Source organism: Deinococcus actinosclerus (assembly GCF_001507665.1).
Lineage (GTDB): Bacteria > Deinococcota > Deinococci > Deinococcales > Deinococcaceae > Deinococcus > Deinococcus actinosclerus.
Genome location: NZ_CP013910.1, coordinates 98,273 through 122,500, shown reverse-complemented (window position 1 = coordinate 122,500; position 24,228 = coordinate 98,273). Strand labels below are relative to the sequence as shown.

At 72.4% G+C, this 24,228-nt stretch carries 21 protein-coding genes (1 of these 21 running past the window's edge); 11 read left to right on the top strand and 10 right to left on the bottom strand.

Going from position 1 to position 24,228, the window contains the following annotated elements; genetic code table 11:
* Positions 1 to 749, top strand: the 3' portion of a protein-coding gene (locus AUC44_RS00620) for an alpha-hydroxy acid oxidase (protein WP_062156940.1). Its footprint begins 361 nt before the window's first position; the window shows 749 of its 1,110 coding nt (coding positions 362-1,110); its start codon lies off the left edge, out of view; the stop codon is at positions 747 to 749.
* A 66-nt stretch (positions 750 to 815) separates the two neighbouring features.
* Here the strand turns inward: AUC44_RS00620 and AUC44_RS00615 are convergent, their stop codons facing one another.
* Complete coding sequence (locus AUC44_RS00615) at positions 816 to 2,657, bottom strand: menaquinone biosynthesis decarboxylase (protein WP_062156939.1); 1,842 nt, start codon at positions 2,655 to 2,657, stop codon at positions 816 to 818.
* A 232-nt stretch (positions 2,658 to 2,889) separates the two neighbouring features.
* On the opposite strand from AUC44_RS00615, the gene AUC44_RS00610 reads away from it, so the two are divergent.
* The 3 genes from AUC44_RS00610 (at position 2,890) to AUC44_RS00600 (ending at position 6,111) form a co-directional block, all read left to right on the top strand.
* Positions 2,890 to 3,666: a transporter substrate-binding domain-containing protein gene (locus AUC44_RS00610; protein WP_062156938.1), complete on the top strand. Its 777-nt coding sequence runs from the start codon at positions 2,890 to 2,892 to the stop codon at positions 3,664 to 3,666.
* Between the two features lie 74 nt (positions 3,667 to 3,740).
* Positions 3,741 to 4,412: an amino acid ABC transporter permease gene (locus AUC44_RS00605; RefSeq protein ID WP_062156937.1), complete on the top strand. Its 672-nt coding sequence runs from the start codon at positions 3,741 to 3,743 to the stop codon at positions 4,410 to 4,412.
* A gap of 91 nt (positions 4,413 to 4,503) precedes the next feature.
* Complete coding sequence (locus tag AUC44_RS00600; protein WP_062156936.1) at positions 4,504 to 6,111, top strand: DUF4153 domain-containing protein; 1,608 nt, start codon at positions 4,504 to 4,506, stop codon at positions 6,109 to 6,111.
* Positions 6,112 to 6,125: 14 nt separating this feature from the next.
* Here AUC44_RS00600 and AUC44_RS00595 read toward each other — a convergent pair whose 3' ends face one another.
* Genes AUC44_RS00595 through AUC44_RS00585 form a run of 3 tightly spaced genes read right to left on the bottom strand, consistent with a single transcriptional unit; the run spans position 6,126 to position 11,236 of the window.
* Entirely contained in the window at positions 6,126 to 7,178 is a 1,053-nt protein-coding gene (locus tag AUC44_RS00595; RefSeq protein WP_062156935.1) for a hypothetical protein, read from the bottom strand.
* Between the two features lie 39 nt (positions 7,179 to 7,217).
* Positions 7,218 to 9,983, bottom strand: a complete 2,766-nt coding sequence (locus tag AUC44_RS00590) for an LPS-assembly protein LptD (RefSeq protein ID WP_062156934.1) — start codon at positions 9,981 to 9,983, stop codon at positions 7,218 to 7,220.
* The gene (locus tag AUC44_RS00585) at positions 9,980 to 11,236 is read right to left on the bottom strand and encodes a SpoIID/LytB domain-containing protein (protein ID WP_082688888.1); all 1,257 of its coding nucleotides are present in this window, start codon (positions 11,234 to 11,236) and stop codon (positions 9,980 to 9,982) included. The genes AUC44_RS00590 and AUC44_RS00585 overlap by 4 nt, the downstream gene beginning before the upstream one ends.
* A gap of 99 nt (positions 11,237 to 11,335) precedes the next feature.
* Here AUC44_RS00585 and AUC44_RS17215 point away from each other — a divergent pair, with 99 nt between their 5' ends.
* The 4 genes from AUC44_RS17215 (at position 11,336) to AUC44_RS00565 (ending at position 15,418) form a co-directional block, all read left to right on the top strand.
* Entirely contained in the window at positions 11,336 to 12,469 is a 1,134-nt protein-coding gene (locus AUC44_RS17215) for an FAD-dependent oxidoreductase (protein ID WP_062156933.1), read from the top strand.
* 606 nt (positions 12,470 to 13,075) lie between these two features.
* Positions 13,076 to 14,584, top strand: coding sequence for a threonine ammonia-lyase, biosynthetic (gene ilvA, locus AUC44_RS00575; protein ID WP_062156932.1), 1,509 nt, complete (start codon positions 13,076 to 13,078; stop codon positions 14,582 to 14,584).
* Positions 14,585 to 14,668: 84 nt separating this feature from the next.
* Positions 14,669 to 15,001: a hypothetical protein gene (locus tag AUC44_RS16350; protein ID WP_157445113.1), complete on the top strand. Its 333-nt coding sequence runs from the start codon at positions 14,669 to 14,671 to the stop codon at positions 14,999 to 15,001.
* A gap of 87 nt (positions 15,002 to 15,088) precedes the next feature.
* Entirely contained in the window at positions 15,089 to 15,418 is a 330-nt protein-coding gene (locus tag AUC44_RS00565; protein WP_157445112.1) for a four-helix bundle copper-binding protein, read from the top strand.
* On the opposite strand, the gene AUC44_RS00560 is transcribed toward AUC44_RS00565, so the two are convergent.
* The 4 genes from AUC44_RS00560 to AUC44_RS00545 form a co-directional block, all read right to left on the bottom strand.
* A complete protein-coding gene (locus AUC44_RS00560; protein ID WP_062156929.1) occupies positions 15,419 to 16,045 on the bottom strand; it encodes a response regulator in 627 nt (208 codons plus the stop codon).
* Positions 16,042 to 17,259, bottom strand: coding sequence for a sensor histidine kinase (locus tag AUC44_RS00555; RefSeq protein WP_062156928.1), 1,218 nt, complete (start codon positions 17,257 to 17,259; stop codon positions 16,042 to 16,044). Before AUC44_RS00555 ends, AUC44_RS00560 begins: the two co-directional genes overlap by 4 nt.
* A 120-nt stretch (positions 17,260 to 17,379) precedes the next feature.
* The gene (locus AUC44_RS00550; RefSeq protein ID WP_157445111.1) at positions 17,380 to 18,486 is read right to left on the bottom strand and encodes a DUF3103 family protein; all 1,107 of its coding nucleotides are present in this window, start codon (positions 18,484 to 18,486) and stop codon (positions 17,380 to 17,382) included.
* Positions 18,487 to 18,560: 74 nt separating this feature from the next.
* On the bottom strand, positions 18,561 to 19,265 hold the full coding sequence (locus AUC44_RS00545; RefSeq protein WP_062156926.1) for a phospholipase A2: 705 nt from the start codon (positions 19,263 to 19,265) through the stop codon (positions 18,561 to 18,563).
* A gap of 280 nt (positions 19,266 to 19,545) precedes the next feature.
* Here AUC44_RS00545 and AUC44_RS00540 point away from each other — a divergent pair, with 280 nt between their 5' ends.
* Genes AUC44_RS00540 through recA form a run of 3 tightly spaced genes read left to right on the top strand, consistent with a single transcriptional unit; the run spans position 19,546 to position 22,540 of the window.
* Positions 19,546 to 20,757: a CinA family nicotinamide mononucleotide deamidase-related protein gene (locus AUC44_RS00540; RefSeq protein WP_062156925.1), complete on the top strand. Its 1,212-nt coding sequence runs from the start codon at positions 19,546 to 19,548 to the stop codon at positions 20,755 to 20,757.
* Positions 20,754 to 21,479, top strand: coding sequence for an RNA 2',3'-cyclic phosphodiesterase (gene thpR, locus AUC44_RS00535; RefSeq protein ID WP_062159604.1), 726 nt, complete (start codon positions 20,754 to 20,756; stop codon positions 21,477 to 21,479). Before AUC44_RS00540 ends, thpR begins: the two co-directional genes overlap by 4 nt.
* Positions 21,476 to 22,540 carry a recombinase RecA gene (gene recA, locus AUC44_RS00530; protein WP_062156924.1) on the top strand — a complete coding sequence of 355 codons (1,065 nt, stop codon included), beginning with the start codon at positions 21,476 to 21,478 and terminating at the stop codon, positions 22,538 to 22,540. Before thpR ends, recA begins: the two co-directional genes overlap by 4 nt.
* A gap of 52 nt (positions 22,541 to 22,592) precedes the next feature.
* On the opposite strand, the gene AUC44_RS00525 is transcribed toward recA, so the two are convergent.
* Positions 22,593 to 23,294 (bottom strand): hypothetical protein, encoded by a 702-nt coding sequence (locus tag AUC44_RS00525; protein WP_157445110.1) that lies wholly within the window; start codon positions 23,292 to 23,294, stop codon positions 22,593 to 22,595.
* Between the two features lie 329 nt (positions 23,295 to 23,623).
* Positions 23,624 to 24,208: a biotin transporter BioY gene (locus AUC44_RS00520; protein ID WP_062156922.1), complete on the bottom strand. Its 585-nt coding sequence runs from the start codon at positions 24,206 to 24,208 to the stop codon at positions 23,624 to 23,626.
* Positions 24,209 to 24,228 lie beyond the last annotated feature (20 nt).

The following is a 24,228-nucleotide window of genomic DNA, read 5'->3' as shown; positions in this document are numbered from 1 at the left end:
TCAGCAACACCCCCATCGAGACCGTCGGCGCGGACGCCCAGGGCCGCTTCTGGTTCCAGCTGTACCTGCTGCGCGACCGCGCGCACAGCCGCGCGATGCTCGACCGCGCCCGGGCCGCCGGAGCGCGCGCCCTCGTCTTCACCGTGGACGCCCCCTACCTGGGCCGCCGGGAGGTCAACGAGCGCCACCGCTTCGCCCTGCCCACCCATCTGGGCGCCCCCAACGTCGCCAGCCGTGACGCCCTCGCGCAGGTCGAGACGGACAGCGGCTCGCAGCTCGCCAACTACTTCCGCGACCTTGCCGACAAGACGTTCACCTGGCACGACCTGGCCTGGCTGCGCGAACAGACGCCCCTGCCCATCATCCTGAAAGGCATCCTGACCGCCGAGGACGCCGTTCTGGCCGCAGAGCACGGCTGTCACGTCTGGGTCAGCAACCACGGTGGCCGGCAGCTCGACACCGCCATCAGCAGCTTCGAGGCCCTCCCGGAGATCGTGGACGCCGTCGCGGGCCGCAGCGAGATCTACCTCGACGGGGGCGTCACGCGCGGCACGGACGTCCTGAAAGCTGTCGCGCTCGGCGCGCGAGCCGTGTTCCTGGGCCGCGCCGCCCTGTGGGGCCTCGCCGCCGCCGGGCAGCACGGTGTGGAACGCACCCTGACCCTGCTGGAGGACGAATTCCGCCTCGCCATGGCCCTGTGCGGCGCCGCGCAGATCGAGGACCTGACCCCGGCGCTGGTGCGGCTGTAGATCCAGCCATTCAACAACTGAAGCGGAGGCCAGCGCGTCAGCCCTGGCCTCCGCTCCATCCCCGGGTTACCGCAGGGATTCCGGCAGGCCGTACACGTTCCACAGGCGCTCCACGCGGTCCACGACCCCCTGGTCCATGACGATCTTGGGCGGCCACTCGCGCACGAAGCCCTCTTCAGGAAGTTTCTGCGCGCCGTCCCAGGCGAGGAGCCCCCCCTGCACCCAGACGTCGCGTTCGGCGTCGATGTTGTTCAGGATGGTCCACCAGACGTCCTGGAGGTCGTTCACGTCGGTCTGGTCGTCGCAGATCAGGAGGTGGCGGATGCCCTGCGCGGCGGGGTGCGCGGCGAAGGCGGCGGCGAGCTCGCGGGCCTGTCCGGCGCGGGTCTTGTGCAGCGCGACCAGCCAGTACCCGTCCGGGGTCTGCCGCTGGGCGAGGACGCCGCCGAAGGTGGGGAGGTCGTGCGCGGCGAGGGGCGTGAAGGCGTGGGGCGCCACGGTGTCCCCAGCCTGGTCGGGGCGGCTGCTGGCGGCGCTGCCGACCTCCTCGGGGCGTTTGGTGGTGGCGTCGATGATGAGTTTGCCGCCGTAGCCCCAGCCCCGGCTGGAGTGGTCGAGCACGTCGATGGGGCCGCGCGTGGTGAGGGTGTCGCGGCCCGGCACGGCCTTGCGCGTGACCTCGCGCCACACGGCGTCGAAGTCGGTGACCTTCACGTCCTCGTCGAGGACCACGATGACCTTGGCGAACATCATCTGGCCCAGGCCGAACAGGCCGTTGGCGACCTTGTACGCCTGCCCCGGGTAGCTCTTCTTGATGCTGACGAACACGAGGTTGTGAGCGACCCCGGCGGGCGGCATGTGGTAATCGACGATCTCGGGAATGATGAGCTGCGCGGCGGGCAGGAACAGCCGTTCGGACGCCTCGATCAGGTACGCGTCCTCCATGGGGGGGCGGCCCACGATGGTCGCCGGGTACACGGGATTGCGGCGCATGGTGACGGCCGTGACGTGGAAGTGCGGGTACAGGTCCGGCAGGGTATAGAAGCCGGTGTGATCCCCGAACGGCCCCTCGACCACCCAGTCCTCGCTGGGGTCCACGTAGCCTTCCAGCACGAACTCGGCGTTGGCGGGCACGTCCAGATCCACCGTGATACCCCTGGCGACGGGGTAGCGCTGGCCGCGCAGGTACCCGGCGAGGGCGAACTCGTCCAGGCCCGGCACGGGCGGCAGGGGCGCGGTGGCGGCGTAGATCAGCGCCGGGTCGCCGCCGATGGCGACCGCGACCTCCAGCCGCTGTCCCAGTTTCCTGGCCTTCTCCAGGTGTTTGGTACCGGTCTTGTGCCGCTGCCAGTGCATGCCAGTCGTGTTTTTGCTCATGACCTGCACGCGGTACATGCCCATGTTGCGCTCGCCGGTTTCCGGGTCCTTCGTGATGACGAGGGGCAGCGTGACGAACGGCCCGCCGTCGAGCGGCCAGCACTTGAGGACCGGGATCTTCGAGAGGTCCACCTCGTCGCCGCGCCACACGACCTCCTGCGCGGGGGCCGAGCGGACGCGGCGCGGGGGGAGGTTCATGGCGTCGCGGAGTTTCGTGACGTTGCTCAGCAGGCCCAGCTTGCTGCCGCCGCCGGACAGGTCGATGAGGTTCCGGACCTTCTCGGCCAGTTCGTCGAGGTCGTCCACGCCGAGGGCCAGCGCCACGCGCTCCTTGGTGCCCAGCAGGCCGATGGCGACCGGGTAGTCACTGCCGGTGACGTTCTCGAACAGCAGGGCCGGGCCGCCCTGCTTGACCATGCGGTCGGCGATCTCGGTGATTTCCAGTTCTCGGCTGACCGGGGTCGTGACGCGGAGCAGTTCACCGCGCTGCTCGAGGAGGCGCATGAAACTCTGGATGTCCGGAAAGGCCATGCGCCGAGTGTAGAGGGCGGGGGGCGGGGCAACCGTACCCGCGCACGAGGTTCCGGCGGGGCGCGGTCCGGCGGGGCGGACGGTCCGCGTCACCCGAGCGCCAATAGTGTATGCAGGACACTTTCTAAAAATTGACCGAAGTTGTAGACTATTGCCATTGCCGTGAACGACGCGGCCACGCGTCTGTTCAACCCCACGCACCCGGCTGCCCGGCAGCCCCCCAAGGAGCCCCATGACCAAGCACTTCACCGGCCTCACCCTGCCCCTGCTCGCCCTGACCCTCGGCCTCGGCAGCGCCCACGCCGCCGCCCCCAGCACCCTGCAAAAAGGCGTGCTGAAGATCGGCATGGAAGGCACCTACGCCCCGTTCACGTACAAGGACGACAAGGGCAACCTCACCGGCTTCGACGTGGACATCGCCCGGGCCGTGGCGGCCAAGCTGGGCCTGAAGGCCGAGTTCGTCCTGACCGAGTGGAGCGGCATCCTGGCCGGACTCCAGGCGAACAAGTACGACGTGATCGTCAATCAGGTCGGCATCACCGCCGAGCGCCAGAAGACCATCGGCTTCAGCCAGCCCTACGCGTACTCCAGCCCGCAGATCATCGTCAAGAAGACTGGCAGCTTCTCCCCGAAGACCCTTGCGGACCTGAAGGGCAAGCGCGTGGGCGTGGGCCTGGGCAGCAACTTCGAGAAGCAGCTGCGGGACGCGGGCGGTATCAACGTCGTCACGTACCCCGGCGCGCCCGAGTACCTCGCGGACCTCGCCGCGGGCCGCCTGGACGCCGCGTTCAACGACCGCCTGCTCGTCGGGTACCTCATCAAGTCCCAGAACCTCCCCGTGCGCGGCGCGGGCGTCATCGGTGACCCCGAATCGGTCGGCATCGCCATGAAGAAGACCAACACCAGCCTGAAGACGGCGGTGGACAAGGCCCTGCTGCAACTCAAGGCCGACGGCACGTACGCCAAGATCAGCCGCAAGTGGTTCGGTCAGGACGTCAGCAAGCCTTAAGCTCAGAGCTGTGAGCGCTGGGCCATGGACGCGGTCACCACCGCCCGTGGCCCAGCGCCGTGCCAGGGAGGCCCATGAACACCGAACAGCTGCAACTCGTCCTCCAGAGCGCCTGGACGTCCCTGCCGACCCTGCTGGGGGCGCTGCCCGTCACGCTGGGGTTCGCGCTGGGCGCGATGGTGCTGGGCCTCCCGCTGGGGTTCCTGGTCGCGCTGGCGCGGCTGTCCCGCCTGGGCTGGGTGCGGGGCCTGAGCAGCCTGTACGTGTCGTTCATGCGCGGCACGCCGCTGCTCGTGCAGATTTTCGTCATCTACTACGGGCTGCCCAGCCTGGGCGTCACGCTGAACCCCGTGGCGGGCGGCGTGATCGCCCTGACGCTGAACGCCGCCGCGTACCTCTCGGAGACGATGCGCGCCGCGATCCTGAGCATCCCGAAGGGGCAGCGGGAGGCCGCGACCAGCCTGGGCCTGAGTGGGTCGCAGACCATGCGGCTGATCATCCTGCCGCAGGCGGCGCGCGTGGCACTGCCCAGCCTGAGCAACACCCTGATCGGCCTCGTGAAGGACACGTCCCTGGTCAGCGTGATCACGGTCGTGGAACTGCTCCGCAGCGCGCAGCTGGTCATCGCGCGGACCTTCGAACCGTTCGGGCCGTACCTGGCGGCGGCGCTGATCTACTGGGCGGTCAGCAGCCTGCTGGAACTCGTGCAGCGGGCGCTGGAACGCCGTTTCGCGCGCGGCGGGTAGCGCCCAGCCAGACCGGGAGGCCGGTTCTCCTCCTTTCGCTGTAGACCCTCCGGTGGACGCCGCGTGAGGGCCCGGTGAGTACGGTGCGGGCATGACCCTCCCCGGTGCGCCCGCCGAAGTCCCCCAGGCCCCCTCCCCCGCCGCGCCGAGGCTGGCGTGGCCGCTGCTGACCGCCGCCGGGCTGGCGCTGGCCGCGCTGCTGCTGACCGAGGGCGCGGGCGGCGCGTTCGGGCTGAATCTGGCGGTGTGGACGGCCCTGTACCTGGGCGTGGTGACGTGGCGGGCGCGGCGGGAGGGCCAGCCCCCCAGCCGCGAGGGGGTGACCCTGCTGGCCCTGGCCGCCCTGTTCAGCGTGGCGTTCACGCTGTGGGCCCCCACGCCCGATCTGGCGTTCCTGAACATGCTGGCGCTGGTGTTGTGCCTGGGGCTGGGCTCGGCCGCGCTGCGCTTCCCGGGGCTGGCGCGGGCGGGCGTGCTGGACGGCCTGGGCGCCGCCCTGAGCAGCGGCATTCACGTCATCTACGGGCTGGCCGTGCTGCTCGACCGCTTCCCGTGGGCGCACCTGAAACCCGCCTCTGCCGCGCCGCGCACCTGGGGCCGGGTGGGCGTGGGCGCCCTGCTGAGCGTGCCGCTCCTCGCGGTGTTCGCACCGCTGCTGGCCGGGGCGGACGAGTCGTTCGCCCACGCGCTGAACGCGTTGCTGCACCTGGACGTGAACCTCGACCGGTCTATCAGCACCCTGGGGCACCTGATCGGCTGGCTGATCCTGACCGGCGGACTGGTGTACGGGGCGCTGCTCGCCGCGCGGCCCAGCCTCCTCCCGCCCGCGCCGGGTCAGGGACGGCTGGGCCTGATCGAGACGGGCGTGCCGCTGGGCGCGCTGGCGCTGCTGTTCACGGCGTTCGCGGCGCGGCAGCTGCCGCTGCTGCTGGGCGGCACGCTGCCCGACGGGCAGACGTACGCGGCGTTCATCCGCGAGGGCTTCGGGCAACTCATGACCGTGGCGCTCCTGACGGCCGCCGTGCTGCGCGTCGCGTACGCCCTGAGCACCCCGGAGTCCCGCCGCCGAGCAGCCTTCCACGCGCTGAACGCCGCCGTGCTGCTGCCGCTGACGGTGATCCTGGCGTCCGCCGCGCAGCGCTGGGTGCTGTACACCCAGGCGTACGGCCTGAGCGAGACCCGCGTGCTGGGCGCCGCCTTCCTGGTGTGGGTGACGCTGACCCTGGCGTGGCTGGCCGTGACCCTCTGGCGGGATCAGGCCCCGCGCTTCGCGTACCCGGCGCTGCTGCTGGGCCTGGGCACGCTGCTCGTCACGACCGCGCTGAATCCGGCTGGGCTGATCGCGCGGGTGAACATCACGCGGGAGCTGTCCGGGGTCACGAACGCGCAGCGCCGCGCCCCGCAGCAGGCGAACGCCGCCGACCTGCTCGCCCTGGGCCCGGGCGCCGCGCCGGTCATCGCGGCGCACCTGGACGTCCTGACCGACTGCGCGCCCAACCCCGGTGCCAGCGGCGTGCCCGAGTGCATCGGAGCCTCAGCCCTGAGCGCTTCCCTGCGCGACAGCTATGCCGGGGAACGCGACCCGCGCGCCTGGACGCTGGCGCACGCCCGCGCCCGTCAGGCCGCGCTGGGCCTGCCCGTCCCGCCCGATCCGGTCACCCGCCCGCCGGAGGACGTCTCCGGTCCCAGGGAGCGCTGACGCCCGCCGGGAGGTCAGGGCGTGGTGACCGGCACCGTCCAGGCGATGCTCAGCGGCGCGGTCAGGGAGGCCAGGGTCCTGGGCGCCCAGTTGCCGGTCGAGAGGCCCAGCGTGACGTCGTAGCGGTTCAGGGCCGAGCCGGCCAGCACGTACGCCTTCCCGTCGCTGGGCAGGGTCAGGTCGCGGATGTCGGCCAGGGTGGCGACCGTGGCGGCGGTCGTGGCGGCCCCGTCCCACAGGCGCAGGGGGCTGTCGGAGGTGGCCGCCAGGACGTTGCTGCGCCACGCGGCCAGCAGCGTATTGTTCGCGCCGCCCACCCACAGCCGGTCGTAGCGGGTCGCGCCGAACGCGCTGAGGGTCGTGGTGCTGTCGGGTTCGCCGCTGCTGGTCAGGGCCTGGATGCCGGTCGCGGTGGCGGCCAGGACGCGCCCCCCGTACGGCACGAGATCGAAGACGGCCGGGATGGCGAGGGGCGCGCTGACCTCGGGCGCGCTGGTCCCGCCGGGGATCGCCACGCGGATGATCTCGCTGCCGCCGTTCAGCCGGGCGCGGGAGATCAGGCCCACGTCGCCCTGCACGGCCAGCCGGGTGGGGGGCGTATCGCTGGTCGTCACGGGCGGCAGGTAGGTGGGCAGCAGCGCCGACCAGATCAGCGCGCGGGTGTCGCTGCTGAACAGGGCGGCGCGCTGCACGCCGCTGCACTCGCTCAGGAGCAGCAGCCGGGTGCGCGCGGCGTCCTGCGCGGCGCGCGTGTAGCACGGCGTGAACCCCGGGTCCGCGAAGGGCTGGGGGTCCTCACCCTGCGGGGTGCGGGTCTCGGCGCCGTCCACCCGCACGCTGATCACGCGGCGCGAACCGCTGACGGGCAGCACCTGCACGCCGCCCGTCACGGGCACGGTGTTCACGCTGCCGCCGTCGGTGTTCAGGGCGCGCAGCTGCGCCGCGCGGCCCGAGGCGTCCGCGTTCGTCAGGACGTTCAGCTGCACGGCGTACTGCACCTCCTCGGTGCCGGTGCAGGCAGTCAGGAGCGCGGTGGTCAGGACGGGCAGGAGCAGGAGTCGGCGCATGCGGGGGTCACCTCCGGGGCGGGGCGGGAGCGGGGAGCGTCAGGGCAGGGTGGGAATCAGCGGAATGCGGGCGCCGTCCGGCGTGAGTTCGAACAGCGGGTAGCCGGTCTGGCCGGGCAGGCCCACCGCCACCCGGTAGCGGCGGTTGAGCAGGTCCGCCTCGGCCTGGAGCGCCCAGCAGCAGCGGTCGATGGTCAGCCCGATGACGGGCGTCAGCGGTCCGGGGGTCTGGCGCACGCCGTCCACCCAGGTGAAGTTCTGCGACAGGGTGCCGGTCAGGTAGGCGCCCGGCCGCTCGCCGGCGCGGCCCAGGCCGAGGTTCACGCGCAGCGGGCTGAGCTGCAGGGTGTCGGTGGCGACGTCGTCGGGGTACGTGCCGCTGCGGGTGCGGGTGTACAGCGCGCGGCCCGACACCCAGAAGCGGCTGCCGAACTGCGCCGCGCCGCTCAGTTCCGCGCGCGCCAGTTCCGTGCGCCGCTGATCCAGCCCCGGCGTGTTCAGCACGGCCGCCACGGCCAGGGTCTGCCCGGTGCGGGTCAGGTTCAGGCTGGCGCTCAGCTGCGGGGCGGTGAAGCCGCCGCGGCGCAGGTCGTACGCCCCGCCGTAGCGCACCGACCAGCTGTTCAGGCTGCCGCTGGCGGTGCCCACGCTGAAGTCGACCGTGCCGCTGCTGGTGGCGCTGTCCGGGCGGGCCAGCAGCAGGCTGTGCGAGGTCTGGAACTCGTACTGCCCGCGCCAGAGCACGCGGTGGCTGCCGGTCAGCAGGCCCGTGACCGGGTTCAGGGTCTCGTTCCCGCTGACGGTCAGGGCATTCAGGACAGTGTCCTGCGTGCGGGTCAGGCTGTAGCGCACGCCCACGGACGTGATCTCGGGCGTGCGGACGTTGTGGGTCACCGACACGCTGAAGTTGTTGCTGCGCACGTCGCCGGTCACGGCGGCCGTGACGGTCAGCGGTTTGGGCCCGGTGGCCCGCGCGTAGCCGCCCGACGCGCTGAGGCTGAGGTTCGGGGCGGGCCACGCGCTCGTGCGGGTCGCGGTGGCCGGGCGGGCGGGCGTGGTGGCCGTGGCGGGCTGCGCGGGCGTGACCGTGACCTTGCGGCTGTCGGGGTCGGCCAGGGTGGCGCTGAACGACACGTCCTCCAGGCTGCGCTTGTCCAGGTTCACCTGCGTGCTGGCACTCAGGCTCAGGGGGCGGCGGTTCACGCCCAGGCTGAAGATGGCGTTGCCCTGCTGATCGCTGCTCAGGAACAGGTCGCGGGTGTACGACACGCCGAAACTCACGTCCCGGGCGGGCACCGTGGAGACATTCAGCGTGACCGGGGCGGACAGCAGGCGCCCCGGCAGCGCGTCGAAGGCGAAGGGACTGGTGCCCTCGGTGCGCAGGTACTTGGCCGTCAGGCTGACCGAGTTGGACCCCGCCCAGCGCTGCGTGAGGGTGCCGGTCAGGTCGAGCTGCACGGTGCGCGCGCCGGTGCCGTAGTAGCGCCCGGTGAAGGTGTTGCTCAGGCTCAGGTCCGCGTCCGTCCAGGGTTTGACGGTATACGCGAGGCTGTGCTGCTCCTCCAGGCGGCTGGTGGTGATGTTCACGCCCTGCGCCGCAGCGCTGGGCGACCGGGGATTGCTGGCCGCCGTGTAGTTCCCCGCCGTGAGCTTCACGTCCACGCTGAGCGGACCGTTCGTGTACGGTTTGGGATCGACGACCACCTCCGGCCGTTTCAGGGGCGTGTACAGCGCCGCCGTGGGCGCCGGGCCGAAACGGTCCACGTAGTTGAAGGCCGCGCTAAACAGCGGATACTCGGCCCGGACCCCCAGGTCAACGTTCGTCACGCCCCGCTCGGGGTCGGTAGCACTCCGGCCGATGTCGCGCCGGGTCACGTTCAGGGTGTAGTCCAGGTCGCGGGCGGCCAGCGCCAGCGGCACGCGGCCCCTGACCCGGAACTCCAGGTTCACGTCGCGGCCCTCCTGCCCCACCGGGCGCGGCTCGGCCAGCAGGTCCAGGTCCACGCGGTCCACGAACGGCACCGGCGCGTACGAGCGCAGCGTCACGCCCGCCCCGACGCTGGGCGTGCGGTTCTGGTAGTAGCGCAGCCGGGTGGTGCCCAGCGTGTTGCCGCCCACGCTGAAGGGCAGGTCGGCCAGGACGGTCAGGCCGTCCACGGCGTCGCGGCCGACCTCCAGGCGCGGCTGGCGGTCCCTGTCGTTCAGGGGCAGCACGAGCACCGGCAGGAACAGCACGGGAATGTCGGCCAGGAGCAGCTGCGCGTTGTACGCGACCAGCCGGTCGCCGGGGTACACGATCAGCCGCTCGGCGCGGAACGCGTAGTCGTTGGGAGTGCGGCCGCAGCGGGCGCAGGTCGTGAAGTACCCGCCCGTGGCGCGCAGCTGGCCCGGAATGCGGTCCACCTCCTGCCCACGGATCTCCAGGCGGGCGTCGCTGATCAGGACGTCCTCGCCGCTCACCTGCTCCTTGCCGAGTTCCACGACGAGATTCTCGCCCCGCAGGTCCTCGCCGTCCTTGGCGCTGCGGTACGAGGCGGCGCCGATCAGCGTCAGGGTGCGCCGCGTGCGGTTGAACTCCACCCGCCTGGCGCGCACCACGTCGTCGTCGACCCGCAGTTCCACGTTCTCGCCGCTGATCACCACGAGCTCCTGGCCGTCCACCTGCCGCAGTTCCAGCGTGTCGGCCGAGACGATCTTCACCGTGCGGGCCTGCGCGCCGCCCAGGGCCAGCAGGCCCAGCGCCAGCAGCGCCGCGCGCACCCGCGCACCCCGGCGGCGCCCGGCGCGGGTCACGGGGGGGGTCATGGTGTGAACCCGGGGGCGGCCGCCAGCAGTTCCGGCGCCGCCTGCTGCGCGTGGGCTGCCGCCCAGACCTGCCCCAGGGGCGGCACCGGCAGCGCCGCCTGCACCGCCAGGGCCGGGCGGGCCGGGCCCGCGTCGGCGCTCAGGGTGGCCAGCTGCGTGCCGGGGTAGTAGAAGCCCAGGACGTGCAGGTGGCTGTACCCGGCGTTCGCCAGCCCCAGCGCTCCGTACTGCGAGAGGCCCACCCCGTGCCCGCTGCCGCTGCCCGACAGCACGAGCGGGTTCAGGCCCGCGAGGGTCACGCGCGTGCCGGACGCGCCCAGCGCCCGCACGAAGCCCCCGGCGCTCGCCCCGGTCAGCTTCCCGGTGCCGGAGGCGCCCACGAACGTGATCTCCAGCGGGCGGCCCGACTCGCTGACGCGCGTGACCGTCACGCTCCTGAGGGCGCCCACGCGCACCCCAGCGTTCCCGGCCGCTTCCTGCACGCGGCCCAGGGGCACCTCCAGCCGCCAGCGGGCGCGTGGGCTGCCCGCCGAGAACGGATCGGCCTTCGCGACCAGGTACGGCAGCTCCTTGCCCCACACCTCGGCGCTCGACGCCGTGAAGCCGCCGCTGTCACTGCTGAAATACGTGCTGGCCGCCTTCCCGCCGAACGCCACGACCTGCGCGCGCGTCGCGGCGATCGCGGCGTCCGCCAGGGGCTTCTCGGCGGCGATCCCGCCGTACACCTGACAGGTCTCGGTGGCGCAGGTGTCGTACGGCGTGGCGGGGTTGATGCGCGCCGTGACGTAGGTGCGCGCGATCACCGCCTGCGCCTGCACCGCCGCCGACGGCCACGACGCGGGCATCTCGGCCGGGACCACGCCGCGCAGGTAGTCTTCCAGGTCCACCACGTTGATGCCCTGCACGCCGCCCTTCTCGGCGCGCAGCTGCACCCCGCCCCGGTACGCCTTCCCGGCGATCTCCACGACGCTGCCCGGACTGGGCGGCAGGTAGAGGCTCGCGCTCCCGGTGGGCTGGCCGTTCAGGGTCAGCTGCGTGCCGCTGGCCCCCACCGTCCAGGCCTGCACCGGCAGGGGGGCCGGCGTGGGGGCGCCGGGCACGTTCAGGGCGCCGGGCGCCGGGGCGGGGGCCGCGACCCGCACGGTCAACTGTGGGGCCGCCGCCACCAGCACGCGCACGTTCAGCGCCGACGCGCCAGACCCCAGCAGCAGCCCGCCGCACACCGCAGCGCCAACACGCAGAAATGAACGCATGATCAAGATCGAGTATACGCACGCCCACCCCCGTCCGCCTGACAGGCGGGTGAGAACGGCCCATCATGCCCGCATGACCTCCGCCCGTCCCCCGGCCGCGTGTGGGCCCACGTCGGCCAGTCCTTCACCCCCGGCACCGACCCGCAGGCCCCCTACGACGTGCTTATCCTCGGCGCGGGCCGCATGGGCAGCGCCCTGGCCCTGGCCCTGACCGAGCACGCCCCGCACCTGAAGACCCTGCTGGTCGAGGAGGGCGGCCTGCCCAACGAGGACGGCGCGACCATCCTCGCCCCCGGCATCTGGACGACTGCACACCTGCCCGATTCCCAGCACGGTGCCGCCCGCTGGACCCTGGAGCGGCTGCGGGCCCTGCTGGGCGATGACATCCAGTCCCGCCGGTACCTGACCCTGCACGACCAGCCCACCCCCGGCAGTCAGCCCACCCGCGACCTGCTCGGCGCGCACCCGCAGAGCCTCGCCCTGCTCGACCTGGGGGTCCTCCCGCACGCCAGGGCGCACGGGGCGCACACCTACCGCCCCGGCACCCTCGCGCAGGTGGCCGCGCAGAGCGCCATCCGGCGCGGCACCGACCTGCTGCTGAACACCCGCGCTACCCCCCACCCCGGCGGGCGCGTCACGCTGGAGCGCCTGACCGTCACGAACACCCATCAGGTCGTCACGCACGAGACCCACACCCTCCACGCGCCCCTGATCGTTCTCGCCACCGGCGCGCACGCTCCCACACAGGCCGAACATCATCTGGGCGTCCACACCCGCCACGCCCGCGCCTACCGGCAGACCCCGCACCTCGCCGCGCCCAGCACCGAGGACACGCCCGTCCTGCACGCCCACGGCCTCACGTTGCGGCCCCAGCACGGCGCGTACACCCTCATCCCGCCCATCCACCACCGCGACCCGCACGGCTACGCGCCCCAGGGCGGGCACCTGACCGGCGTCCCCACCGGCCTGCGCCGCGAAACCCTCGAGGACCTCGTGGGCCTCATGGACGCCTTCCCCGCCCTCGCCACCAGTGACCTGCACCTGGGCCGCAGCCTCGCCGACATTCCCGGCGCGTGGCTCGCCCTCCCCGGCGGGCAGCCCGGCGCCCCACCCACCCACGACCGCCTCGACGACCACACCCACCTCCTTCTGGGCGGCCCCCACGCCGACACCCTCGGCCTGTGGACCGCAGACGAACTGGCGCGGCAGATCGCGGGGGGAAGTGGGCAGTAGGGAGTGGGCAGTGGGAAGGGAGGCTGCTGCGCAGCGGGAACCAGCTGCTACGCAGGACCCCTCAGTCAGCTGCGCTGACAGCTGCCCTTGAGGGGAGCCTGAACCCATGCTGCTGCCAAAGCCAGAAAAAGTAGATCAGCCGCCTGAAGCGTCCCACCACACCGACTGACCGCCGATTGCCACCGGCCGTCGTGCGCGCAGCGCGCGGGCCTGCGAGGGGGCGGAGGATGGCGTCGAAGCCGGACCCGTCACCGCACACCCCGAACACGCCGCACCGGGAACAACTCTTGCCCAGTGCAACGTAAGCCCCCCCGTCCCCCCTGGGGATGGGGGCTGGGGGGGTGGGGCCACCCGCCGCGATGCGAAAAACACCTCCCCTTGTCTACCCCTTCCCCACTGCGCGACGACCCCCACGCCTAAGCTGTCGGACATGAGAGATGCGCGAATTATGGGCTGGTCAGGGGTGAACGCCTGACGGCCTGCGCGCTGCCAATCGTCCCCCGCCGTCCGGTGGGGGGTTTTCTTTTCAGAGCGCTGTTCAGGGCGACAGAGGGGTGATCGGGTGTGACGCAGGTTCGGGAATTCAAGCCGGGTGAGCTGGACGCGATGGACGTGCTGCGGTTGGCGCTGACGAGCAAGGTGTACGGGGCGGCGGTGGAGACGCCGGTGAGCGAGACGCCGCGCCTGAGTGCCCGCCTGGGGAACCGGGTGCTGCTGAAGCGGGAGGATCAGCAGCCGATCTTCTCGTTCAAGTTGCGTGGGGCGTACAACAAGATGGCGCAGCTGACGGCGGAGGAGCGCTCGCGGGGGGTGATCTGTGCCTCGGCGGGGAATCACGCGCAGGGGGTGGCGTTCGCGGCGGAGCGGCTGGGGGTGCGGGCGGTGATCGTAATGCCCGCGACGACGCCGGAGATCAAGGTGGGGGCGTGCCGGGCGCGTGGGGCGGAGGTGGTGCTGTTCGGGGACAGTTTCAGTGACGCGGAGGCGCATGCGTTCGCGTTGCAGCGGGAGCTGGGCCTGACTTTTGTACATCCGTACGATGATCCGCTCGTGCTGGCGGGGCAGGGGACGGTGGCGCTGGAGGTGCTGCGGCAGGTGGAGACCCCGGGGCCGCTGACGGTGTTCGTGCCGGTGGGGGGCGGCGGTCTGATCGCGGGGGTGGCGGGGGTGCTGAAGGCGCTGCGGCCGGACATCCGGGTGGTGGGCGTGGAGCCGGAGGACAGTGACGCGATGTTCCAGTCGGTGCAGGCCGGGGAGCGGGTGCGGCTGGAGTCGGTGGGCATCTTCGTGGATGGCGTGGCGGTGAAGCAGGTGGGGGCGTTCACGTTCGACCTGACGCGCCGGTACGTGGACGACTGGGTGCGGGTGAACACGGACGAGGTGTGCGCGGCGATCAAGGACGTGTTCGACGACACGCGCGCGGTGATGGAACCGGCGGGGGCGCTGGCGGTGGCGGGCCTGAAACGCTTCGTGCAGGAGCGGGGCGTGCAGGGTGAGACGCTGGTGGCCCTGACCTGCGGCGCGAACGTGAATTTCGACCGGCTCAGGCACGTGGCGGAGCGGGCGGAGATCGGGGAGCGGCGCGAGGCGATCTTCGCGGTGACCATCCCGGAGCGGCCCGGGGCGTTCCGGGAGTTCATCGAGGTGGTGGGCGCGCGGGCGATCACGGAGTTCAACTACCGCTTCGCGCCGCGCGCGCAGGCGCAGATTTTCGTGGGCGTGCAGCTGGCGGCCCCCGGGCAGCGGGCGGAGCTGCGCGAGGAGCTGGTGTCGCGCGGGTACGCGGTGCTGGACCTGACGGACGACGAGCTGGCGAAGGTCCATGTGCGGCACATGGTGGGTGGGCGCGCGCCGGAGGCGACGGACGAGCGGGTGTACTCGTTCACGTTCCCGGAGCGGCCTGGGGCGCTGCTGGAGTTCCTGACGCACCTGCACGGCCGCTGGAACATCAGCCTGTTCCACTACCGCAATCACGGGTCGGCGCACGGCCGGGTGCTGGCGGGCGTGCAGGTGCCGCCCGGGGACGCGCCGGAGTTCGCGGCGTTCCTGGCCGGGGTGGGGTACCCGGCGACCGAGGTGACGGCGAACCCGGCGTACCGGCTGTTCCTGACCTGAGCCGTGGTGACCCGGCGGCCATCTCATGAAGGGGGGGTGGGGCGGCCCTCACCCCACCCACGGGTGGACGTGTCCTGATGAGGCATGACCAAAAGCAGCGCGGCCGGAAACGTGGTGGTGTGTCTCAGCGGGGCGTGGCGTGGCGAGCCGACGGATCCACAGCGGTCGTTCCACGGCGCCGTACTCGTCTCCACACTGGAAGCGCTCCCAGTCGGGGCGCCCGTGGAGGTCACCTACCGCGACAGAGGGCGGCGCGTGACCGGCCCGGGCGAGCACGGCACGTACACCCTGCGCGCCGGAGACCACAGCTGGACGCTGTCGCGCTTCACCCAGCACGCCAGTCAGGCCGGGCAGAGCCGCGACGACCGCACGCCCGCAAGCGAATGGGAAGCGGAACTCGTCCGTGGGGTGAGCTGACAGCCGGCGGGTCTGGCCGGCGCTGGCGTGAAGGGGGCCTGAATCCCGCTCCCATCCCGCGCCGGAACGGGGATGACACGGTGGGGCATGACCGAAGCCATGATCCGGGACTGCATCGACGCGTGTCTGGCCTGCGTGCAGGCCTGCGAGACCTGCGCGACCGCCTGCCTCGCCGAGCCGGACATCGACATGATGCGCGGCTGCATCCGCCTCGACCGCGACTGCGCGGACGTGTGCGCGCTGACCGCGCGGCTGCTGATGCGCGGCAGCGACCTGCACGCGCAGGCGTGCGCGCTGTGTGCCGAGGCCTGCGAGGCCTGCGCCGCCGAGTGCGGCCAGCACCACCATGACCACTGCCAGCGCTGCGCGGAAGCGTGCCGCCGCTGCGCGGAGACGTGCCGGCAACTGGCGGCCTGATCAGATCAGGCGGTACTCCAGGGCCTTCAGGACGGCGCGGGTGCGGTCACGCACGCCGAGTTTCGAGAGGATGTTCGACACGTAGCTCTTGATGGTGCCCTCGGTGGTGGTGATCAGCCCGGCGATCTCGCGGTTGCTGTACCCGCCGGCCATCAGGCGCAGCACCTCCTGCTCGCGGGTGGTCAGGCTGATGGCCTCCCCGGGGGGGGACGCGGCGTCCGGGCCGCGCACGCGCGAGGGCGTGACGGGTTGCAGCCAGCGGCCCCCCCCCGCCACGGTGCGGACCGCCTGGAGGAGCACCTCCAGCGAGACGTCCTTGAGGAGGTAGCCGCGCGCCCCGGCCTGCGCGCCCTCGATGAGCAGGTCGTCGTCGTCGAAGGTCGTGAGGATCAGGGTGGGGGGCAGCGCGCCCAGGGCGGTCAGGCCGCGCAGCACGCCCAGGCCGTCCAGGTGCGGCATGCGGTAGTCGAGCAGCATGACGTCCGGGCGGTGGGCGGGCGCGAGGTGCAGCGCCTGCAGGCCGTCCTCGGCCTCCGCGATGACCTCCAGGTCGCCGGACAGGGCCAGCATGCTGCGCAGGCCCTGGCGGACCAGCGTCTGGTCCTCGACCAGCAGCACGCGGATCACGCGGTCCCCCGCGCGGGCAGGGTGAGGTGCAGGGTCACGCCACGGTCCGGGCTGAGGCGGGCCTCCAGGGTGCCGCCCACGCTTTCCAGGCGTTCGCGCATGCCGCTCAGGCCGCAGCCGAAGCGCAGCTCCGCCGGGCGGCGCGGGCCGTCGTCGTGGGCGTGCAGGTGCAGCGTGCCCGCGTGGCGGCGGACGGTCAGCCAGACCTGCGCGGCGCGCGCGTGGCGGGCGGCGTTCGTCAGGATCTCCTGCACGCTGCGCAGCAGCACCTGCGCCTGCACGGGGCAGTGCACCTGCGTGTCCGGCGCCCAGTCCAGGTGGACGCGCACGGGCGCGGCGGCACTCAGGGCGGCCAGTTCGGCCGGCAGGTCGCAGCAGGCCGTGTGGCGCAGTCCCCGCACGGCCGAGCGGACGTCGCCCAGCAGGTCGCCCGTCACCTGCTGCGCGGTGAGCAGGTGCGGCCGGGCCGGGGCGTCCGGGGGCAGGAGGTGCCCGGCGACTTGCAGGTGCATGCCCAGCGCGGTCAGGTGGTGGCCCAGCAGGTCGTGCAGGTCGCGGGAGATCTGGAGCCGCTCGGCCTGCCGGCTGGCGTCGGCCAGCAGGGCGCGGGTGGCGCGCAGTTCGTCCACGACAGCAGCCAGCGCCTGACGGGCGCGGATCTCGCGCATGGCGGTGCGGACGGTCATGGCCGCCAGTCCCTGGAAACACAGGTACCCGGTGGTGAAGGCCCAGGCGTCCTGGCTCTGCCAGTGGGTGAGCAGCACCCACAGCAGCGCGGCGCTCTGGGCCGCCACCCACAGCAGCGTGAGCCGCAGGGGCAGCACCAGCGCGGCCTGCGCGGCGATGGCGATCATCAGGCCGGCCTGCACGCTGCTGCCGCTGAGCAGGGCGTTGGCGATCAGGGCCAGTCCGGACTGCACCAGCAGCAGCGCCAGCGTGGCGGGCCGCCCGCGCTGGACCAGGCCGCCCAGGGTCAGGAGCATCACGGCCAGGAAGGTCAGGTTCACGGCGCCCCACCACTGCACGTCCCGCAGGGGCAGGTGGTCACGCCCGGGTTCGACCAGCAGGGAGTGCAGGGACAGCACGCCCCAGGTGATCAGGCTGGTGACGTGCAGGGTGCGCTGCACCTCCAGGCGGGGATCGGCGCTGGAGGCCGCGTCGGGCCGGGTGGACGGGTGGGCCGGGCGGGTGGGGGCCAGGGGGGACACGGTCATCGGTGCCTCGGGTGGGGACGCGCAGGACAGGGAAGCAGGACGCTGGGAGCAGGGCCGCGTTGATGGTGTGCCGGTCAGTGTAGGCGCCGGGGGGACCCGGCGGGTGAGGCGGGGGGGGCGTTACTCGCAGCCGCCGCGCCACCAGCGGACGTCGCCGGTGTCGAGCGCAAAGCGTTGCAGGCGGTCCCCGAAGGCCAGGGTGGCGTGGCCCATCTGGTCGTCGCCGTCCGCGACGGTGTAGGACACGCTGCCGTTCACGCCCTTGACGTCCGCGCCGATGGTCAGGGTGAGGCTGCCGCCGCCGTCGCGTTCGTACCAGAGGTACATCATCCAGTTGCCCATGGTGGTGCTGCTCCAGCGCACGAGGTCGCGCCTGGGTTCGTACCACTTGTTCTCGCCGTTCACGTCGGGCAGCGAGCCGACGTAGAGGCCGTCACGGGAGTTCGAGCCCAGCTGCACGTAGATTTCGGGGTCGCCGCGCGTCCAGGGTTCGTGGTCGTCGCGGACGTACAGCGAGATCAGGCGTTCCCAGCTGTCGCAGGCCTGCGCGCCCACGCTGGCGGCCGGGTCGGTGACGGCCGTCGCCCCGGCCCGCGTGGCGGCCGGCACCATCACGCGGCCCTGCTCGTCCACCCGCTCGGCCACGCCGACCACCACGACCGGCTGCGTGGGGGGCGTGCGGGCGTCCAGGGTGTGGCGCCTTCCCTGCGCGTCGAAGGCCACGACCGGCGCGAACTCGTCGCCCTGGGCGGCCACAGCGACCAGCGGGGTGTACTCGGCGGCGTTCCACTGCGGCCCGCGCACCGCGACCTGCAGGTTCGTGACGCGGCGGGTCACGTCGTCCAGGGCGCTGGCGCTCAGGCCGCCGCGCGTGAGCAGGCCCTGCACGGTGGTCGCCCCGGCCGGGCGGGCGGCCAGCGCGCTGAACAGGGTTTCCTGGTCCCCGTCGAAGCGCAGCGCCGCCTGGTCCTGCACCGCGCGGCGCAGTTCCGGGTCGGGCAGTTGCCGCGCGAGCTGCTGAGCGAAGCGTTCGAGGGCCGCGTTGACCTGCGCGTCGGCGGCGCCCGGTGCGGCGCCGACCGGGGCGGCGCTGACCGGGGTGGGGTCCGCCGGGCGGGCCGCGCCGGCCCCGGCGGGCGCGCTGGTGGTGGGGGTCTGTCCGCAGGCCCCCAGGGCGACGGTCAGGGCGAGCAGGGCGGGGGTGAGCACTCGGGTCAGCGTCGGCATGGCAGGACTCCTCGCGTCGGGACAGGGGGCGAAACGCCCGGCCGGTTCAGGGGCGACCGGGCGCGTGGTGGGGGTCAGCCGTTGCTGATCCAGGACTTCCAGCCGCCGATGTCCACGGCGTGGTAGTAGGCGTTCGCAGCGGCGTAGCAGGCGGGGCGCGACAGGAGGCTCTTGGCGGCGCAGATGGCTTCCATGTTGTCCAGGAAGGCGAGGTCGGTGCGGGCCTTGTTGTAGGGCCAGTAGATCTTGGAGATCAGCCAGGGCAGGTTGCCGTACCCGAAGTCGTGCACGTCGCAGGCGGGGCGGAAGTCGTCGCGGTAGCCCAGGCCGAAGCCGCTGGGGGCGCTGCAGCCGTTGCTGCCCCAGCGCAGGCCGCTGTAGTTGGGGCTGGCCTTCTCGGCGCGGTAGTGGCGGACGCTGCCCCACGCCACGGACTGCGCGTACCCGGCGCGGCCGCTGGCCTGACTCTGGAGGGGCGCGCTGCCGGCCTTCTCGGCGGCGAGGGCCTCGACGTTCAGGGGCGCGCTGCTGTCGCCGTAGGCGCGCTGGAGGCTCTGGAGGAGCAGGGGATCGCTGGCGTACTCGCGCAGGATGGCCTGGCTGCTCTCGTCCTGCAGTTCGGGGCGGGCCGCGTAGGCAGCGAGCTGCGCCTCGACACTGCCGGTGGGGGCCGGAGTCTGCGCTGCGGGCGTCTGGGCTGCCGGGGTCCGGGTTCCCTGACCGCAGGCGGCGAGGGCGAGGGGCGCGAGGATCAGCAGGCTGAGGACGGTGCGATTCATGGTGAACCTCCTGAGCTCCGGTGCGGAGCGGGGGGTGCCCCGGGCCCGGGTGGGGGCGCGGCGGCGGGGGTGGGGGCCGGGTGGCCGGTGGGCGTGTGGTGCTGGATTCAGCGTACGTGTGGGGGCCGTGAGCGCCCACTGCCGGAAGACAGCCGGGCAGATGAAGGGGTCTTGAGCCGGCCCTCATGTGACGGATCCGGGTGGGCGGCCGGGGCCCGCATGCGTGAAGATCAGGGGTGGACGCAAGTTTCGCTTTGGCCTATACTCCGGTGAGGTTGTTATGCCCATAGCAGAAATCATCAGTGTAGGCACAGAACTGCTGTTCGGCGAGATCGTCGACAGCAACGCCGCGTTCCTCGCCCGTGAACTGGGCGCGCGCGGCGTGACCCTACACCGCAAGACCGTCGTCGGGGACAACCTGGATCGCCTGCGGGCCGCCATCGAACTGGCGCTGGGCCGCGCCGACCTGCTGCTGCTGGGCGGCGGCCTGGGGCCCACCGACGACGACCTGACCCGCGAGGCCATCGCCGCCGCCCTAAACGAGACGCCGCAGGAGGACGGGGCCCAGCTGAGCCACCTGCGCGGCCTGTTCGAGGCGCGCGGCCGGGCCATGCCCGACACGAACCGCAAGCAGGCCTGGCTGATCCCCTCCGCCGAGGCGCTGCCCAACCCGGTGGGCACCGCGCCGGGCTGGTTCGTCCGGACCACCTGGAACGGACAGCCGAAGCTGATCGCGGCGCTGCCCGGGCCGCCCCGCGAGATGCGGCGCATGTGGGCCGAGCAAGTGCTGCCGCGCCTGCCGCTGCCCAGCGCCGCGCTGGAGCACGTCACCCTTCACACGCACGGGATCGGCGAGAGCCTGATCGCCGAGCGGCTGGGCCACCTGACCCGGCAGGCGAACCCCAGCGTCGCCACGTACGCCCGCCTGACCGGCGTGGACGTGCGTGTGGCCGCCAGCGCCCCCACCCCCGAGGACGCCCGCAAGGGGCTGACCCCCGTGCTGACCGAGGTCCGGGCGCTGCTGCGCGAGTGGACCTGGGGCGAGGGCGACCAGACCCTGCCGGGCACCGTGCAGGCGGCGCTCGCCGGGCGCACGCTGGGCGTGATCGAGGCAGGCAGCGCGGGCGTGCTGTGCACCCTGCTGGCCGAGCAGCCGGGTTTCCTGGACGCGGCGGTCACGCAGGATCACCGCCGACTGATCACGCTGGGCCTGACCCCCGTCACCCTCCAGGGAGACGGGCTGGTCAGCGAGGCGGGCGCGCGGGAACTGGCGGCCGGGGCGCGCGAGCACCTGGGGGCCGACCTGGGCCTCGCGGTGGTCGTGAGCACGGAGGGTGAGGAGGCCGGGCGCGCACACGTCGCGCTGAGTGACGGCGCGCGGGTGGCCGTGGCGGGCGTGAACTGGCCGGGCGATCCGGCGCAGCTGCGCGAGCGGGCGGCGGTCGCGGCGCTGGCCCTCGCGGCCCGCACCCTGCCAGGATGGACCGCATGACTGACCCTCGCCCGAAACGACCCGCCCGTCCCACCAGCCAGCCCGGACACAAGACCGGGCCCAAAGCTGGCCCCCGGCCCGGCCCGAAAGCCGCCGGGAAGGGACGCGGCGCGCCGGACACCCACACGCCCACCACCCAGCGTCTCTTCTTCGCGCTGCCCGTCCCGGCGGACGTCACGCCCGCGCTCGTCGCGGCGCAGGGGAAACTGCGCGGCAACTGGCGCCCGGTACCCGCCGACCAGATGCACGTCACGCTGGCGTACCTCCCGGCCGTCCCGCACGACCGGGTGGACGACCTCAAGAAGCTCGGCACGCGCCTCTTCACGGACGCCGCGCCGCTGGACCTGAGCCTGCGCGGCACCGGGTACTTCCCGAACGAGGGCAGCCCCCGCGTGTGGTTCGTCAAGGTCGAGGCCGAGGGCCTGAACGAACTGGCCGCCGCGCTGCGCGAGGGCATTCAGGCGCTCGGCCTGAGCACCGACGACCTGCCCTTCAAGGCGCACGTCACGCTGGCCCGCAAGAAGGGCCCGGCGCCGCGCGTGCCCCCCATCCTCTTCCCCGAACACTGGACGGCCGGCAGCGCCGCGCTGCACCGCAGCATCCTGCGCAAGACCGGCCCCATTCACGAAACCGTCAGCACCTTCCGCCTGCGCGGCACCCCCGCCACCCCCGCCCCCGCGACCGAACCGGCCCCGGACGAGGCTATCCAGGAGACGCCATGAGCAAAGAAAAAGACATCGCCGCCACCCCCACCGACGCCAAGGAACGCGCCAAGGCCATCGAGACGGCCATGAGCCAGATCGAGAAGGCGTTCGGCAAGGGCAGCATCATGAAGCTCGGCGCCGAGAGCAAACTCGACGTGCAGGCCGTCAGCACCGGCAGCCTGAGCCTCGACCTCGCGCTGGGCGTGGGCGGCGTGCCCAAGGGCCGCATCACCGAGATCTACGGCCCGGAATCCGGCGGCAAGACCACCCTGGCGCTGAGCATCGTCGCGCAGTCCCAGAAGGCCGGCGGCACCTGCGCGTTCATCGACGCCGAGCACGCCCTGGACCCCGTGTATGCCCGCTCGCTGGGCGTGAACACCGACGAACTGCTCGTGTCGCAGCCCGACAACGGCGAGCAGGCGCTGGAAATCATGGAACTCCTCGTGCGCAGCGGCGCGGTGGACGTCGTCGTCGTGGACTCCGTGGCCGCCCTGACGCCCCGCGCGGAAATCGAGGGCGAGATGGGCGACAGCCTCCCCGGCCTCCAGGCCCGCCTGATGAGCCAGGCGCTGCGCAAACTCACCGCGATCCTCAGCAAGACCGGTACCGCCGCCATCTTCATCAACCAGGTCCGCGAGAAGATCGGCGTGATGTACGGCAACCCGGAAACCACCACCGGCGGCCGCGCCCTGAAGTTCTACTCCAGCGTGCGCCTGGACGTCCGCAAGATCGGCCAGCCGGTCAAGATGGGCAATGACGCCATCGGCAACACCGTGAAGGTCAAGACCGTGAAGAACAAGGTCGCGCCGCCCTTCAAGGAAGTCGAACTGACCCTGATGTACGGCAAGGGCTTCGACCAGCTCAGTGACCTCGTGACGCTCGCCAGCGACATGGACATCATCAAGAAGGCCGGCAGCTTCTACTCCTACGGCGAAGAGCGCATCGGCCAGGGCAAGGAAAAAGCCATCGCGTACATCGCCGAGCGCCCCGAGATGGAAGCCGAGATCCGCGCCCGCGTCCTCGGCGCGATCAAGGAAGGTCGCGATCCGCTCGCCGCCGTGCCCACCGTCGCCGAGTAACAGCAGACAGCATCAGACGAGGGGAGCCCAGCGGGTCTCCTCTCTTCCGTCGTCAGCGGGCCTGCCAGACAGTCACGGTGTCTGGCGGGGCCAGGGTCAGGGCGCGCGTGGCGTCCTCGCCGGTGTAGTCCACGTCCTCCTGCACGACGTTCCACCCGGCCCGCAGGGGCAGATTCACGGTCAGCCGCTCGGGCATGGCCTTGTCCGGCACGCAGCGGGCCTCGCCACTGACGGTCACGTCCGCCGGGCTGAACACCAGCCGCCGGAAACGCACGCGGCCGTCCATGTCCGGCTGCCCCTCCAGCAGGTTCGCCTCAGTGTTTAGGACCGTCGCGGGCTGCCACAGGTCCTCGCCCACGACGCTGCCCACGCTGGGGAATGTCCGCCCGGCCGCGGCCACGCGCAGCTCGTTCAGTGGGAACACCTGCGCGGCCGGGTCGCCCAGCGTGATCTTCCCGCTGCGGGTCACGCAGCCCAGCGGCTCCAGGTTCAGCCACTCCACGAGCGGCACCAGGGCGCCTGCCAGCCGCTCCGGGGTGGGCAGCGGCAGCGTCAGGTCCCCCGCCGCACTGAGCGTCCCGCGCGCCGCCTGGATGCGGCGGTCGTCCCCGCCCGGGAAGAGCAGCAGCACCCCCACGGAACCCGCACCGCCCTCCCAGCCGGGCAGCGTGCCGCGCAGCACCGGCGTGTCCGCCTGCGCCCCCGCCACGCCGCCCAGGAGGGCCGCCCACACCGCCACCGTTGTCCCTCGCACGGCCCCAGCGTACGCCGACCGGCCTACGTGCGGGTGCCACTTTCGGCGGATGCCCGCCCTGCGCCACGCCGGGCAGAGTGAGGGCACGCCAGCCTCACGGGTCTCCGCACGGGAGACACGCCACGCGCCGCCGCGCGGCATGGTGACGGCCCCCACCCGGGTGAAGGTGGGGGCCGTGTCACAGCAGAATTCAGAGGCATTGAGGGTATCTCTCAATGCCTCTGAATCGAGCGGAGCGAGTACCTGAAAAGGACAGTGGGTGGAAGTGGAATTGAAGGGCGTGGTGTTGGCCCTTCAATGAAACTGGAAACCACTGTCCGGACTGCCGTTTACTTGCGGATGAATGTCCAGGCAGTGGGGAGCAGCAGCGCGGCCAGCAGCAGCTTGATGGTGTCCCCGATGATGAAGGGGGTCAGGCCGGCGGTCAGGAGCGCGCCGCCCCTCAGGCCGGTCAGGGCGCCCAGCACGGGAAGGCCCACGGCGTAGATGACCACGCTGCCCGCGAGCATGGCGAGGCAGGTACCCAGGAACTTGCGGTCCAGCGCGTAGCGTTCCACCAGGAATCCGACCAGGGCGGCGGCCAGCGGGTAGCTGAAGAGGTAGCCGACGCTGGCGCGCAGGCCCGTGCCGGCGGCGTTCATCAGTCCGGCGGAGCCGCCCGAGAGGACCGGCAGTCCGGCGGCCCCGGCGGCGACGTACACGGCCAGCGCGGCCAGCGCGCGTTTCCAGCCGAGGGCCGCGCCGACGAGCAGCACGCCGAGTGTCTGGAGGGTCAGCGGCACGGGCTTGAGGGGCACCTCGGCCTGGGCGAGCACGGCGACGAACGCGGCGCCGCCCACGACGAGCAGCATGTCGCGCAGGAGGCTGGGGGTGGGGGCGAGCTGGCGGGCGAGGGTGGGGTGGGTCAGGGTCATGGTGGTGTCCTCCGGTGTGG

What these genes read in the sequence shown, in the direction of transcription:
- AUC44_RS00615 (WP_062156939.1), bottom strand. Translation starts at nt 2,657, where the DNA reads ATGGCCTTTCCGGACATCCAGAGTTTCATGCGCCTCCTCGAGCAGCGC.
- AUC44_RS00610 (WP_062156938.1), top strand. Translation starts at nt 2,890, where the DNA reads ATGACCAAGCACTTCACCGGCCTCACCCTGCCCCTGCTCGCCCTGACC.
- AUC44_RS00605 (WP_062156937.1), top strand. Translation starts at nt 3,741, where the DNA reads ATGAACACCGAACAGCTGCAACTCGTCCTCCAGAGCGCCTGGACGTCC.
- AUC44_RS00600 (WP_062156936.1), top strand. Translation starts at nt 4,504, where the DNA reads ATGACCCTCCCCGGTGCGCCCGCCGAAGTCCCCCAGGCCCCCTCCCCC.
- AUC44_RS00595 (WP_062156935.1), bottom strand. Translation starts at nt 7,178, where the DNA reads ATGCGCCGACTCCTGCTCCTGCCCGTCCTGACCACCGCGCTCCTGACT.
- AUC44_RS00590 (WP_062156934.1), bottom strand. Translation starts at nt 9,983, where the DNA reads ATGACCCCCCCCGTGACCCGCGCCGGGCGCCGCCGGGGTGCGCGGGTG.
- AUC44_RS00585 (WP_082688888.1), bottom strand. Translation starts at nt 11,236, where the DNA reads ATGCGTTCATTTCTGCGTGTTGGCGCTGCGGTGTGCGGCGGGCTGCTG.
- ilvA (WP_062156932.1), top strand. Translation starts at nt 13,076, where the DNA reads ATGGACGTGCTGCGGTTGGCGCTGACGAGCAAGGTGTACGGGGCGGCG.
- AUC44_RS16350 (WP_157445113.1), top strand. Translation starts at nt 14,669, where the DNA reads ATGACCAAAAGCAGCGCGGCCGGAAACGTGGTGGTGTGTCTCAGCGGG.
- AUC44_RS00565 (WP_157445112.1), top strand. Translation starts at nt 15,089, where the DNA reads ATGACCGAAGCCATGATCCGGGACTGCATCGACGCGTGTCTGGCCTGC.
- AUC44_RS00555 (WP_062156928.1), bottom strand. Translation starts at nt 17,259, where the DNA reads ATGACCGTGTCCCCCCTGGCCCCCACCCGCCCGGCCCACCCGTCCACC.
- AUC44_RS00550 (WP_157445111.1), bottom strand. Translation starts at nt 18,486, where the DNA reads ATGCCGACGCTGACCCGAGTGCTCACCCCCGCCCTGCTCGCCCTGACC.
- AUC44_RS00545 (WP_062156926.1), bottom strand. Translation starts at nt 19,265, where the DNA reads ATGAATCGCACCGTCCTCAGCCTGCTGATCCTCGCGCCCCTCGCCCTC.
- AUC44_RS00540 (WP_062156925.1), top strand. Translation starts at nt 19,546, where the DNA reads ATGCCCATAGCAGAAATCATCAGTGTAGGCACAGAACTGCTGTTCGGC.
- thpR (WP_062159604.1), top strand. Translation starts at nt 20,754, where the DNA reads ATGACTGACCCTCGCCCGAAACGACCCGCCCGTCCCACCAGCCAGCCC.
- recA (WP_062156924.1), top strand. Translation starts at nt 21,476, where the DNA reads ATGAGCAAAGAAAAAGACATCGCCGCCACCCCCACCGACGCCAAGGAA.
- AUC44_RS00520 (WP_062156922.1), bottom strand. Translation starts at nt 24,208, where the DNA reads ATGACCCTGACCCACCCCACCCTCGCCCGCCAGCTCGCCCCCACCCCC.